Origin of the sequence: Nocardia sp. NPDC004168 (assembly GCF_040610355.1) — a bacterium.
GTDB lineage: Bacteria > Actinomycetota > Actinomycetes > Mycobacteriales > Mycobacteriaceae > Nocardia > Nocardia sichangensis.
The window spans coordinates 113,719-126,965 of sequence record NZ_JBEXME010000012.1 but is presented as its reverse complement, the minus strand read 5'-3'; the positions used below and the strand labels follow the sequence as shown (position 1 = coordinate 126,965).

Sequence of the window (13,247 nt, the reverse complement as noted above, 5' to 3'; positions counted from 1 at the left end):
GCCGCGGTGGTGCGTTTCGCGCACCACCGCGTCATTCGTCGTCTCGCGGCGTCGTCCGCAGTTGGGTGGGCGCTTCGTCCGTCGAGTCGCTCGCCGGCGCTCGCGCGGCCGTCGGCCTCGGCTCCTCGGGGGGCGCCGCCTGCGTGGGGTCGTCGTGCGGATTTCCCGGGGACGGCTCAGCGGTGGTGCTGCTCATGAAGCCCGAAAATGGGGTGGGGTGCCGCTGGTCGGCCGGTGCGATCCGCCAGCTGGGCGACGGCGGGATGACGACCTTGGGGGTCGTCGAGCCGGTGGTGTTCTCGTGGACAACGGGTTCGGCGTACTCGCCTGCCTTGAGCGGCGGGGGCGGCACGTAGGTGTCGTGCTTACCGACGCCACAGGCGCCGATCAGGACGAGCCCGATGGAAACCGCTCCTACGGCGATCGCCGGACCGGCGATCTTGGCCCTGCTGCTTTCCAACGGTGACGCTCCTCGGTGTGTATCGAGTGGACTCACCTTACTCGAGGCCGGTCGGTCCGGCGAGGCGAGTGGTCGCTGGGTATGCGCCGGACGGCGCATTTAAAACAGTTCTGATTCAGATATCGAATTGGTCTCTTCGGCGTGTCGTGGGCACGTGTCGCTATCTTCCGGCGTCCCGGAGTCGTAGCGTGTGTGAGCAAAGTTACGCGTGAGACGCCGGTTTAAGGATGAGAGACACGTTGTGTGAGAACGTGATTGTGGTTCTCTGACCGGCGTCATCGAGGAGTAGATGATGGGAGCTTACTCGACAGCGTCGCGGCGTGGTTCGTCCCGCGCCGCAGAAGATGCCGTGTCGGCAACGGCACAGCATCCCGCGTCGAACCAGCAGGGCCGCTCGCTGTCCACGATCGTGTCGCGGACGCTCGCCTGGCTGATCTTCATCGGCGGACTCGTCGGGGCGGTGCTCGGCATCGCCGGACTGCACGTCGAAATCACCGTCGCCGGACTCATTCTCGCCTGCACCGCGGGACTGGTTCTGCTCAAACTCCGCGCGGGTGGCGGCGAAGCGGACGGACCGTAAACCGGCCGGTCGGCCGCCCGCAGGCCCGGCGACGGGCGTGAGAAACGAAGGCGCGCAAGATCTCAGGCGCCTACCGTGATCTGTATGAGGATCGAGATCACCACCGACGCCGCCGAGTTCCGCTCGGTCGCGGGGGCGTTCCTGCTCCGCGATCCGCTGCGGCACACCGTGCTCACCACGAGCGTCGCCAACCATGTCACGGGCATGGATGCCCCGGCTGAGCCATCGCGATTTCTTACCGTCCACGGCGAGGATGCCGCGGTGGTAGGCGCCGCCATGCGCGTGTCCGGTCGCGACGTGTACCTCGGCGCGCTACCGCCCGACGGCATTCCCGCGGTGGCTCGCGCGCTGGCCGAGGTCGTCCCCGAAAGCGCGGGCGTCGAGGGCGTCGTCGCGGACGCGACCGATTTCGCCCAGCACTGGTGTGGACTGCTGGGGAGAGATTTTCAGCAGTCGTACCGCACCCGGCTGCACCGGCTCGGCGCGCTGCGGATCCCGGACGTAGCCGGAGCGCCACGCCGCGCCCTGGAATCCGATGTCGCCCTGTGCGGCGACTGGCTCGCGGCCATGCGCGCGGAGTCCGGCATGGCGGCCGGACTGGACGAGGCCGCGATCCGGCGCCGCGTCGAAGCGGGCCGGTGGTGGCTGTGGGAACGCGACGGGCAACCGGTCAGTCTTGCCGCGCATCAGATCCCGATCCAGGGCTGGTCGCGGATCGGGCCGGTCTACACCCCGCCGGACGCCCGCGGACACGGGTACGCCAGCGCGGTGACCGCGCACGTCGCGAAGCAGCTGCGAGCCCAGAACCTGGAGGTCTGCCTCTTCGCCGACACCGACAACACCACGGCCAACCGGATCTACCGCGCGATCGGCTTCCACCCGACCCACGAATTCGCGCACTACGTCTTCGAGTAGCCCGCCAGGACGCCCCGCAGGGCGGCGGTGAACCAGGCGAACACCGGCGTCAGGCTCGGCGGCGCGGCCCAGCCGTTGACCACCGCGAGCAACCGCCAGTACCGCTCCACGCGTTCGTCATCGGCCACCGCGAGGCGTTCCAGCATCCACTCGCGCAGCGCGCGATCGTCGGGCCTGCCGAACGTGGCCGCGTAACGCGCGGCGAGGTCGGCCACCACCTCGGCCGCCGCGGGAGAGCCGGGCGTGACACCCGCCGCCATGGCCGCCTCGACCCGGTCGCGCACGGCCTCGGTGAGTGCGTGGTGCAGACCCGTCGCATCGCCCTCGGCGCGTTCGCGCGCCTGGTACTCGGCCATCCGCCGGATCGCCGCCCGAAAGTCCGTGTCGGCGGTAAGTTCCGCCAGTTCCACCCACGCGGCCACCTGCCCGGGTGCGGGATCGTCGGGCAGGTCCGGCAGTGCGGTGCGCAGCAACTCGGTGAGTTCCGGGTTGGCGTCCAGTCCGCCGAAGGTCGCCTCAACGAAATCCTCGATCAGTCGATGACGTTCGGCAGCCGACAAGGTGACGAGCTTGTGCATGAGATCCAACTCCTGTGGGGTCGAGCCCTGCCCGGCCACCGCGCGCAGAACCGCTCGTCGCTGACGCAGGATCCGGATCTGGGTGTCGAGTGCGTCGGCGTGTGCCGCGGCGACCTCGGACAGCGCGAGCTCGTGGGTGAGCACGCGCCGGACGGTGGCCAGGTCGAGTCCGAGAACGCGTAGCGTCCGCACCAGATCCAGTTCCGCCAGCGCGCGGACATCGTAGAGGCGGTAGCCGGAGGGGCTGATTTCGGTGGGCAGGACGACGCCCTTGTCGGCGTAGAACCGGATCGTCTTGACGCTGAGGCCGGTGCGTTCGGCAACGGCGCCGATGGTGAAGCGGGTGTCGTCCATGTGCCTACCCTCGCGTCTCCCCCTGGGGGAAACTCAATTCAGCGGCGCGGATTTCCACCAATTCATGAACTCGGCTTCGGTGGCGATGAATCCGGCGCTGTACATCAGCATGGCGGCCCGTCCCGGGTCCGCGGAAAAGGCGGTGACCATTCGCGGCCGCAGGTTCCGGCTGTCGCGCAGGGTGTAATTCGTGTAGCTGTGCCCGCCGTTGTTGGTGGCGGTCGCGCGGTCGTTGGCCGGTAACGCCGCTAGCGCGGCCTCCGCGTCGGCCGGGGAGCCATAGAGGTAGAAGTCGAAAGACGCCTTGTTCGGCCCGCCGAAGCAGCTCCACATCACCAGCCAGGGGCCGAAATCCGGATCCTCGTGGTCGCGCGTCGTCGCGGAATCCGGTGCGTGGGCGAAACAGCCCGCCTTGTTGTACCCGGTTCCGGAGTGGACCAGGCGCTGGGCGGAGGTCTCCGGAAGCATGTCCGGGAACGCGGCGCTCAGCTCGGCCGCGCGGGCGCCGATGGTGGCACGGTCCGCGGTGGCCGAGACGCTCGTCGTCGGGCGCTGGGCGGTCGGCGGCGTGGTGGCGTCGGTGTTCCGCGTGGCCACCGTGGTGGTCGATGCGGCGGAGCCGGATGAGGTGTCGTGGAACGATGGCGCGGCGAGCGCAGCGGCCAGGCCCAGCGCCAGCACCAGACCTATCACGGCCTCCAGTCGCGCTCTCCGTCCAGGACGCCGCTGCGGACGAAGGCCCCCGCCCGCGCTCGGGAGCGGTGGTTCCGCGTGCAGCGGAGGATGACTCGGTGCGGGCCACGCCGCGGGCGCGGTCAGCGCTTGCCACGCGGCGGCGGCGAATTCGCCGCACGAGTCGAAGCGATCGGCCGCGTGCTTGGCCATCGCCTTGGCGAGCACGCCGTCCAGCGCCACCGGCAATCCGGGCCGCAGCCTGCTGATCGCGGGCGGCGGTGCGTTGAGATGCCCCTGGATCACCGCGACCGGATTGGTGGCGTCGAACGGCACCGTGCCGGTCAGCAACCGGAACAGCGTGCAGGCCAGCGAATACTGGTCGGCGCGGTGATCCAGCGGCGCACCGGACAATTGCTCCGGCGCGGCGTAGGCGAGGGTGGCGGTGAAGGTGCCGGTCTGGGTGAGCCGTCCGGTGTCGTCCCGGAATCGGGCGATGCCGAAGTCGGAGAGGAAGACCCGTTCCTGGTCTCCCTCGACGCGCTCCAGCAGAATGTTCGCCGGTTTCACGTCGCGGTGCAGCACGCCGCGGCTGTGCGCGAAGTCCAGCGCTTTGGCCGTTTCGGCGATGATCTGCACCGCCCGTGGCGGCGGCAGCGTCCACGCGTCCAGCGCCGCGGCGTCGGTGCCGTCGATGTAGCGCATGCAGATCCACGGCTGGTCGCCCTCGACGCCGCGATCGAACACCGTGACGATGTTCGGGTGATCCAGCCGTGCGACGAGGTCCGCCTCCCGCTCGAAGCGGGTGCGGGACTCGGTGTCGTCGAACAGGTCCGGGTTCAACAGCTTCATCGCCGTCAACCGGGGCAGCCGCGGATGCCGGGCCAGGTACACCGATCCCATCCCGCCGCGGCCGAGCAGGCGTTCGATGGTGTACCCCGCGAAGACTTCGCCGGTGTGGTGCATCGGTCAGTTCAGCGGAGCCGAGCGCCACCAGCGCAGCAGCTCGTCGACGGTGGTGTGGGAGAAGCCGTCGGTGTACATGAGGTACTGGGTCCGATCGGGATCGCCGGTGAACGCGGTGACCATCTTGGCGCCGTCGTCGACGTACTTGTAATTGGTGTAGGACTTTCCGCCGTTGGTGTCGGTGGACTTGGCGGCCGACGAGGGCAGGCCCTTCAGCACCGCCTGCACATCGGCGGGGGCCTTGTAGACGTAGATCCGGTAGTACGGATCCTCGTTGTTGCCGCCCTTGAAGCAGCGCCACTGCGCGGCCCAGTCACCGAAGTCCGGTTCGCCCTTGGACGGCGAAGGCGGCGAGCTCGGCGAGGCCAGCCAGCATTCGGCGCCGTTGTATCCGACCTCCTCGGACTTGGAGGCGGGCACCATCCGGGGGAACTCCGCGCTGACCGACTCCGGGGTCGCGTCGACGAGATTCGGCTTCACCGCTGATGTGGTCGTCGTGCCCGCGTTGCTCGAGCCCGAATCGGAGACGGCGCCGATGATGCCGAGCACCACCACGATCAACACGACCACGCCCACCACCAGGCCGATGATCAGGCCGGTGTTCTTCTTGGGCGGCGGCGCGGCCGAGTGGTGCACGTGCGCGCCGTGCGGCGGGGCGAAGGTGGAAAACCCGGCCTGCTGCTGGGGATACGGGTTGGCGGCCGTCGGCTGGGGCGCGGGACCGGTGTGCGGCCGCGAGTTCACCACCGGCGCGGGCGGCGGAGTCGCGGGCGACGCCGAGGCGAGCGCGTTCGGCCCGCTGGTTTGCGGGGTGTGCACCTGGTGGCCAGGGCCGCTGACGTAGTGACCTTGCGCAGCCGGATACGGCGATCCCGTGGTGGGGATCTGCGGCCCGGTGGCCGGGCGCGGGCCCGCGGTGGGGTGCTGCGGCCCGGTGACCGGGCGGGGACCGCCCACCACCGGCATCGACGGCGCGCTGGAACCGGTCAGCGCCTGCTTGGCGGCCGCGGCGAATTCCGCGCAACTGCCGTACCTGTCGTCGGGTCGCTTGGCCATCGCCTTGGCCAGCACGCCGTCCAGCGCGAAGGGCAGGCCCGGCCGGACGCCGCTCAGCGCGGGCGGCGTGCCCTGCAGATGCCCTTGGATGACCGCGGCGGGGTTCGTCGCGGAGAACGGGCCGGTGCCGGTGAACAACCAGAACAGCGAGCAGGCCAGCGAATACTGATCGGAACGGTGGTCGAGCGACGCGCCGGTGAGCTGCTCGGGCGAGGCGTAGGCCAGCGTTGCCGTGAAGGTGCCGGTCTGGGTGAGGTGGCCGGTGTCGTCGCGCAGCCGCGCGATGCCGAAGTCGGTGAGATACACCCGCTCACCGCGACCGGCGCCGGAGCGGGCCAGCAGGATGTTGGCTGGTTTCACGTCGCGGTGCAGCACCCCGTTGCCGTGCGCGTAGTCCAGCGCGTCGGCGGTCTCCTTGATGATCTGCACCGCGCGTACGGGCGGCAGCGACTTCGGCTCCACCGATGCGGCGTCGATGCCGTCGACGTACTGCATCGAAATCCACAGCTGCTCGTCCTCGAGCCCGCGGTCGTAGACCGTGACGATGTTCGGGTGATCGAGCTGGGCGACCAGATCCGCCTCCCGTTCGAACCGCGCCCGCACCTCCTTGTCGAAGAACATCTCCCGATTCAGCAGCTTCAGCGCGGTCATCCGCGGCAGCCGCGGATGTTTCGCCAGATATACCGAGCCCATGCCACCGCGGCCGAGTTGCCGCTCGATGACATAGCCGGCGAAAACGTCACCGCTGGCCAGCATGACTGCTCCACTTCCCGCCGCCCGCCGGGACCCACCGGCGAACAGGCGTACAGCAAAAGAACGCGTGGCCGGAGATGGGCCCGACCACGGAAAACATCGAAACCATAGCAGTAATCGCGCCTCACCTATCGCTCGTCGAGCGTGGTGCGGCGCGGGCGATCGACATGCGTCGGACCGCCCGGCGGAGGCCGAGCGTCCGGAGGTTGCTGGTGCGGTCGCACCGCCGAGCCCGGGCGCATGGGCAAGTTCGGCAACTCGATCAGGCCGGGATGCGCCGGGCGGCGCGGCGGCAGGAAACTCGGGGACGGTCGAGGGGTTTCCCGCGGCCTCGGTCGGTGCTGCGGCGCGGCCGCGTGGTACGTCGGCGCGGTCGGATACCCGTCGGGATGAATGCCGTGCGGCGCCGTCCGATGCCCGGCCCGCTGTTCGGCCAGCGCGGATTTCGCGGCGGCGGCGAACTCGGCGCAACTGTTGAAACGATCCTCTGGCCGCTTGGCCATCGCACGAGCCAGCACCGGATCCAGCGCGGGCGGCAAACCGGGACGTGCGCGGCTGAGCACCGGGATCGGTGCGTACAGATGGCTGTTCACCACCGCCGCCGGGTTGGCGCCGGGATACGGCGGCGCCCCCGTGAGCATCCAGAACAGTGTGCACGCCAGCGAATACTGATCGGCGCGGTCGTCCAGCGGCCTGCCGATCAGCTGTTCCGGGGCGCCGAAGGCGAGTGTCGCGGTGATCGTGCCGGACGAGCCGATCGTGCTCTCCGCGCCGCGGATGCCCGCGATCCCGAAATCGGTGAGCAGCACCCGCTCCGGTTGACCGATCGGCGCCTTGGCCAGCAGGATGTTGGCCGGTTTCACATCGCGGTGCAGCACCTGGTTCGCGTGCGCGAAATCCAGCGCCGCGGCGGTGTCGGCCGCGATCTGCACCGCGCGCCACGGAGCGAGCACGTCGACGTCCGCGCAGGAGGCGTCCGCGCCGGGCACGTACTGCATCGAGATCCACAGCTGCCGGTCCTCGGCGCCTCGATCGAACACCGTGACGATGTTCGGGTGATCGAGCCGTGCCACCAGATCGGCCTCGCGTTCGAAGCGGCGGCGGATGTCGGTGTCGGCGTACAGTTCGCGTTTGAGCAGCTTCAACGCCGTCAGGCGGGGCAGCCGAGGATGCTGGGCCAGGTACACCGTGCCCATGCCGCCATGGCCGAGGACGCGTTTGATGACGTAGCCCGCGAAGATCTCGCCGGTCTGCAACACCTGTACACCCCCTTGTCGAGTCGAGCGCGCGGACACTACCCATGTATCTCGATGAGCCATCGGGATGCAACACCTCGCGGCGCAACCTCGATTGTCGTCGGTAGCAGCCAGTACTGTGACCCGCATGCGCATTGGAGCACACGTCCGGCTCGACAGCGACCCGATCGGCTTCGGGGAGAAACTCGGCGCCGACGTCATCCAGATGTTCGTGGTCGATCCGCAGAGCTGGGACAAACCCACTCCGCATCCGCGGACCGAGGAGATTCTCGCCAGCCCGATCGAGGTCGTGGTCCACTCCTCCTATCAGATCAACGTCGCCAGCCTGAACAACCGCCTGCGCATGCCCTCGCGCAACGCGGTGGCCCAGCAGGCGAAGGCGGCCGCCGAACTCGGCGCGTTCGGTCTGGTGGTGCACGGCGGGCATGTGCGTTCCGACGCCGAGTTGGAGACCGGAATCGACAACTGGCGCAAACTGTTCGAGCGTCAGCAGGACAAAGGCGGCTTCGCGGTGCCGATCCTGATCGAGAACACCGCGGGCGGCAATCACGCCATGGCCAGGCATTTCGATTCCATCGCCCGGCTGTGGGACGCGGTAGGCGAGTACGGCGCCGGATTCTGCCTGGACACCTGCCACGCCTGGGCGGGCGGCGAGGAGCTGATCGGCGTCGTCGATCGGATCAAGGCGATCACCGGCCGGATCGACCTGGTCCACTTGAACTCCTCGCGCGACGAATTCGACTCCGGCGCCGACCGGCACGCCAACTTCGCCGACGGCACCATCGACCCGCAATTGCTCGCCGAGGTGTGCCGCACGGCGGACGCGCCGGTCGTCCTGGAGACTCCGGCGGACGGCCTCGCGGAGGACTTGGCGTACTTGCGCGAGCACTGTGTCTGATTTGCAGTAAGACTCGCACCCGGCGGGGCTGGGTCAGCTCGGTTGTCCCGGCGATGTTTGGGCAGCGCCCGGCAGAACGGAATGGAGCTGGGCGGTGTCCGGTTCGGGCTCGCGCTCGGTGGGCCGAAGTGGTGGTGCCTGCGCGCCGTTTGCGATCAGTGCGACGAAAACCCTGGTCAGAGGGGTCGTTTGGGTGGTCTGCTCTCCGGAGCAGTAACCGATCTCGACAGCGAAGGTGATCTCATGACGGTCGCACCCGCCACCCCATCCACAGCCTCGGTGACCAGGCTCGGCGCTCGTATCGGCGCGCGAATCGACAACGTCCGGCTCGGCGGAGACCTGGATCCGGCCACCATCGACGTGATCCGTCGCGCGCTGCTGGAGCACAAGGTCATCTTCTTCCGCGGTCAGGACCACCTCACCGAGGACGGGCAGTACGAGTTCGCCCAGCTGCTCGGCTCGCCGACCACCCCGCACCCGACGGTCACCTCGCATGGTGTGAAGAGCCTGGCGATCGATTCCGAGCACGGCCGCGCCAACAGCTGGCACACCGACGTCACCTTCGTCGACCGCATCCCGAAGGCGTCCATCCTGCGCGCGGTGCACCTGCCGTCCTACGGCGGCGCGACCACCTGGGCGTCCACCGTCGCGGCCTACGAGTCGCTGCCGGAGCCGCTCAAGCGGCTCGCCGAATCCCTGCGCGCCGTGCACACCAACGTCTACGACTACGCCCGCGCCGAGGAGACGCCGCGTCCCAACACGGCCGCCTACCGCGCCGAGTTCGAGTCCACCTACTACGAGACCGAGCACCCGGTGGTGCGCGTGCACCCCGAGACCGGGGAGCGGGCGTTGCTGCTCGGCCATTTCGTCAAGCATTTCGTCGGGCTGTCCAGCACGGAGTCGCACGCGCTGTTCCGGCTGTTCCAGGACCGGGTGACCCGCCTGGAGAACACCGCCCGCTGGAACTGGGAGCCGGGCGACGTCGCCATCTGGGACAACCGCGCCACCCAGCACTACGCCATCGACGACTACGACGACCAGCCACGCAAACTGACCCGCATCACCCTGGCCGGCGATGTCCCGGTCGGCGTCGACGGCTCGACGAGCACCATCATCGCGGGCAACGCCGAGCACTACTCGATCGTCGAGGACACCCAGCTGCTCGCGTCCTGAACGCGGACCCCGCATGGTTGCCGGGCCTCCGGCTGTTGAGGGGCCATGCGGTGTCTTCGGGTCGCTGTGAGCCGTCGCCGAGGAGTCCGGCCTGCCATATATGCAGGTCGGGCTACGAAATGCCGTAAGTGACCTGACCGCGAACCGCGGCTTCGGTCGACTGGCCCGGCGGTCGCAGGGTTATCACGGGTATTGCCCCCGGCACCGGAGGTTGCCTCGACAATCGCGGGACGCCCGAAACCGACCCAGCCCCGCCGGGTGCGAGTCTTACGAGCGCCGTTCGCGGCCCGTCTCGCGGCCGAGTGACCGAAGCGCATGCGACGCAGTCGCGAGTCTCGGTCGCTCGGGCGCGAGACTTCTCGGGGCCGTGAACACGCAGCGCCGCAGGCGCTGCAAAAACCAACACAGCCCATACTGGTTGCCATGAGTATTCGGCCGCTGGACGGGGTGCGCGTCCTGGAGCTCGGCAATTACATCGCCGCGCCGACCGCCGGGCGCATCCTCGGCGACTTCGGTGCCGAGGTGATCAAGGTGGAACGCCCGAAAGCGGGCGACGAGCTGCGCAACTGGCGGCTCTACGGCGGCGACACCTCGATGCTCTACCGGACGATCAACCGGAACAAGAAGTCGATCACGCTGGATCTGCGCACCGAGGCGGGGCGCGGGATCGTCCTCGACCTGATCCGGCGCTGTGACGTGCTGCTGGAGAATTTTCGGCCCGGCATGCTGGAGAAGTGGGGTCTCGGGCCGGAGGTGCTGAACGAGGCGAATCCGGACCTGGTGATCACCCGGATCTCCGCTTACGGGCAGACCGGCCCGCTGTCGGAGCGTCCCGGGTTCGCCGCGGTGGCCGAGGCGGTCGGCGGACTGCGCGAACTGGTGGGCGATCCGGACCGTCCACCCGTGCGCACCGGCGTCTCGATCGGCGACTCCATCGCGGGTATCTACGCCGCGTTCGGCACCGTGATGGCGCTGTTCCAGCGCGAGCGCCGCGCCGAGTCGGAGACGCCGGTCCCGTTGCGGGAGCGCGTGATCGACGTGGCGCTGAACGAGGCGATCCTGTCGGTGATGGAATCGCTGGTGCCGGACTATCTCGCCTACGGCATCCAGCGCGAACGCGTCGGCGGCCGGATGGAGGGCATCGCGCCGAGCAACGCCTACCCGTGCGCGGACGGCACCAGCATCATCATCGGCGGCAACGGCGACGCCATCTTCCAGCGCTACATGGCGGTCATCGATCGGCCGGACCTGGCCGCCGATCCGGACCTGCAGGACAACGCGGGCCGTTGGCGCAATCGCGAGCGGCTGGACGCGGCGATCGGCGAGTGGACGGTTCGGCATACCCGCGACGAGGCGCTGAAGCTGCTGGACGCCGCCGCTATTCCGTGCGGCCCGATCTACACCGCGGCCGACATCGTGGCCGACGAGCAGTACCGGGCGCGCAACATGATCCAGTCGTTCACCGTGGACGTCGGCGCGCCGGAGCCCAAGGCTGTCGGCTTCCCCGGCATCGTCCCGGTGATCGGCGAACAGTCCTTGCCCATCCGCAGCGTCGGACCCGACTTGGGTGAGCACACCCGAGAGGTGCTGTCCGGCCTGCTCGGCATGAGCGAAGCCGAGATCGATGCGTTGGAGGCGCGATGAGCACGCGGCCACACGACCGGAGGCGTCCGAAGGGGCGCGACGCGAGGGAACCGCGCTCGCCGGGCACCAGCAGGCCCACGGTGCAGCCGAATCCGACCGGGGCGGGCGAGAAACCATGGGGCGGCGTGATGTGCGGCCACCACCGGGCGCGGGAGCAGCGATGACCGCGCCGGTGCTGCGCGATGTCACGTTGCGCGACGGACTGCAGCTGACCGGCAAGCTGCTGCCGGTGCAGCGCAAGGTGGACATCGTGCGCCGCCTGCTCGCGCTGGGGGTGCCCGCGCTGGAGATCGGCTCGATGGCGCGCCCGGACCTGGTCGCGCCGATGGCGAACACCATGGAGCTGGTCGCCGCGTTGACACCGGAGGAACTGCGCCGCTGCTGGGTATGGGTGGCGACGCCGCGCCATGTGGAGAAGGCCGCCGCGGCGGGAGTGCGGAATTTCCAGTACTGCTTCTCGGTCTCCGACGCGCACAACCGGGCGAACATCGGACGCGACACCGAGGCCAGCGTCGCCGCCATGCCGGACGCGGTGCGCCTGGCCCGTGAGGTGGACGGGTCGATCCAGCTCTGCCTGGCGACGGCGTTCACCTGCCCGTTCGACGGCCCGGTCGACCCGGAACGGGTACTGGCCATCGCCCGCGACCCGCGCACCGAGGGCGCGGACGACATCGTCCTGGCCGACACGCTCGGACAGGCCCACCCCGGTGAGGTGTCCGCGCTGGTCGCGGCGGTGCGGGACCGGACGCCTCCCCGGCGCGTCGTCTTCCACGGTCACGACACCTGGGGCATGGGCGTGGCCAACACCCTCGCCGCGGTCGCGGCCGGCGCGGACATGGTCGACGGCGCGCTCGGCGGCCTCGGCGGCTGCCCCTTCGCGCCGGGTGCCAGCGGAAACACCGCCTCCGAGGACATCCTGTTCGCCACCAGGCCGGACTGGTTCACCCCAACCGCCCTGGCCGCTCTGGTCAACCTGTCGGAGGACCTGCTGTCCGAACTCGGCGAACCCAACCGCTCCCGCACCCTCGAAGGCGCCCGATCCAAAGCGTCCGCCTTCGAGTGGGTCGTAGGTGAGGCCTGAAACACAGGGTGTTCCCTGATGGCGTGCGGCGGCGATGCCGGTAAGACTGGACGACATGACTTCGCAAGCCTTGGGCGCCGACACCGCCGACCTGGCGGCATCGACCGATGTCGCGGCCCACGCTATCGAACTGACCAAGGTCTACGGATCGGGCGACACCCAGGTCAGGGCATTGGACGGGGTGTCGGCCGAGTTCGCGAAGGGCGAGTTCACCGCGATCATGGGTCCCTCCGGGTCGGGCAAGTCGACGCTCATGCACTGTCTGGCCGGCCTGGACAGTGCCAGCTCGGGCGCCGTCCGCATCGGTGACACCGACCTGACCTCGCTGTCCGACAAGCAGATGACGCGCTTGCGCCGCGACCGCATCGGTTTCGTCTTCCAGGCGTTCAACCTGGTGCCGACGTTGACGGCGCTGGAGAACATCACATTGCCGCTGGACATCGCGGGGCGAACACCCGATCGCGAATGGCTGGAGACCGTGGTGCGGCGGCTCGGGTTGGTCGGTCGGCTGACCCACCGCCCCAGCGAGTTGTCCGGCGGACAGCAGCAGCGGGTGGCCTGCGCCCGCGCGCTCGTGGGTAAGCCGGACATAATCTTCGGCGACGAACCGACCGGCAACCTGGACTCGCGCTCCTCGGAGGAGGTGTTGTCGATCCTGCGCGCGGCGGTGGACGAGTTCGGGCAGACGGTCGTCATCGTCACCCACGAACCGCACGCGGCCGGGTTCGCCGACCGGGTGGTGTTCCTCGCCGACGGACGCATCGTCGACGAGATGCGCGATCCGACCGCCGACACCGTGCTCGACCGGATGAAAGCGTTGGAGCAGGCGTGACCGGGCGTTCGCGGAAGATTCGGGGGCGG

Annotated in this window: 12 protein-coding genes; 7 read left to right on the top strand and 5 right to left on the bottom strand. The window is 69.3% G+C overall.

Features of this window, described 5'->3' with window-relative positions:
• Nucleotides 1–31: 31 nt before the first annotated feature.
• Nucleotides 32–460: a hypothetical protein gene (locus ABZW96_RS22130; protein ID WP_355077250.1), complete on the bottom strand. Its 429-nt coding sequence runs from the start codon at nucleotides 458–460 to the stop codon at nucleotides 32–34.
• Between the two features lie 349 nt (nucleotides 461–809).
• Between ABZW96_RS22130 and ABZW96_RS22125 the strand changes: the two genes are divergently transcribed.
• Together ABZW96_RS22125 and ABZW96_RS22120 are read left to right on the top strand one after the other, a co-directional pair.
• Nucleotides 810–1,040, top strand: coding sequence for a hypothetical protein (locus ABZW96_RS22125; RefSeq protein ID WP_355077249.1), 231 nt, complete (start codon nucleotides 810–812; stop codon nucleotides 1,038–1,040).
• Nucleotides 1,041–1,124: 84 nt separating this feature from the next.
• Entirely contained in the window at nucleotides 1,125–1,955 is an 831-nt protein-coding gene (locus tag ABZW96_RS22120; protein ID WP_355077247.1) for a GNAT family N-acetyltransferase, read from the top strand.
• On the opposite strand, the gene ABZW96_RS22115 is transcribed toward ABZW96_RS22120, so the two are convergent.
• The 4 genes from ABZW96_RS22115 to ABZW96_RS22100 all read right to left on the bottom strand — a co-directional run bounded on the left by ABZW96_RS22115 (nucleotide 1,940) and on the right by ABZW96_RS22100 (nucleotide 7,593).
• Complete coding sequence (locus tag ABZW96_RS22115) at nucleotides 1,940–2,887, bottom strand: MerR family transcriptional regulator (RefSeq protein ID WP_355077245.1); 948 nt, start codon at nucleotides 2,885–2,887, stop codon at nucleotides 1,940–1,942. The genes ABZW96_RS22120 and ABZW96_RS22115 overlap by 16 nt on opposite strands.
• 33 nt (nucleotides 2,888–2,920) lie before the next feature.
• Nucleotides 2,921–4,525, bottom strand: a complete 1,605-nt coding sequence (locus ABZW96_RS22110) for a protein kinase (protein ID WP_355077243.1) — start codon at nucleotides 4,523–4,525, stop codon at nucleotides 2,921–2,923.
• Between the two features lie 3 nt (nucleotides 4,526–4,528).
• Nucleotides 4,529–6,337, bottom strand: coding sequence for a protein kinase (locus ABZW96_RS22105; RefSeq protein WP_355077242.1), 1,809 nt, complete (start codon nucleotides 6,335–6,337; stop codon nucleotides 4,529–4,531).
• A 125-nt stretch (nucleotides 6,338–6,462) separates the two neighbouring features.
• Nucleotides 6,463–7,593 (bottom strand): serine/threonine-protein kinase, encoded by a 1,131-nt coding sequence (locus ABZW96_RS22100; protein WP_355077240.1) that lies wholly within the window; start codon nucleotides 7,591–7,593, stop codon nucleotides 6,463–6,465.
• Nucleotides 7,594–7,717: 124 nt separating this feature from the next.
• On the opposite strand from ABZW96_RS22100, the gene ABZW96_RS22095 reads away from it, so the two are divergent.
• The 5 genes from ABZW96_RS22095 to ABZW96_RS22075 all read left to right on the top strand — a co-directional run bounded on the left by ABZW96_RS22095 (nucleotide 7,718) and on the right by ABZW96_RS22075 (nucleotide 13,218).
• A complete protein-coding gene (locus tag ABZW96_RS22095; protein ID WP_355077239.1) occupies nucleotides 7,718–8,488 on the top strand; it encodes a deoxyribonuclease IV in 771 nt (256 codons plus the stop codon).
• A gap of 243 nt (nucleotides 8,489–8,731) precedes the next feature.
• Nucleotides 8,732–9,661, top strand: coding sequence for a TauD/TfdA family dioxygenase (locus tag ABZW96_RS22090; RefSeq protein WP_355077237.1), 930 nt, complete (start codon nucleotides 8,732–8,734; stop codon nucleotides 9,659–9,661).
• Nucleotides 9,662–10,084: 423 nt separating this feature from the next.
• Nucleotides 10,085–11,305 carry a CaiB/BaiF CoA-transferase family protein gene (locus ABZW96_RS22085; protein WP_355077235.1) on the top strand — a complete coding sequence of 407 codons (1,221 nt, stop codon included), beginning with the start codon at nucleotides 10,085–10,087 and terminating at the stop codon, nucleotides 11,303–11,305.
• A gap of 160 nt (nucleotides 11,306–11,465) precedes the next feature.
• Nucleotides 11,466–12,386 (top strand): hydroxymethylglutaryl-CoA lyase, encoded by a 921-nt coding sequence (locus tag ABZW96_RS22080; protein ID WP_355077233.1) that lies wholly within the window; start codon nucleotides 11,466–11,468, stop codon nucleotides 12,384–12,386.
• A gap of 55 nt (nucleotides 12,387–12,441) precedes the next feature.
• A complete protein-coding gene (locus ABZW96_RS22075) occupies nucleotides 12,442–13,218 on the top strand; it encodes an ABC transporter ATP-binding protein (protein WP_355077231.1) in 777 nt (258 codons plus the stop codon).
• Nucleotides 13,219–13,247 lie beyond the last annotated feature (29 nt).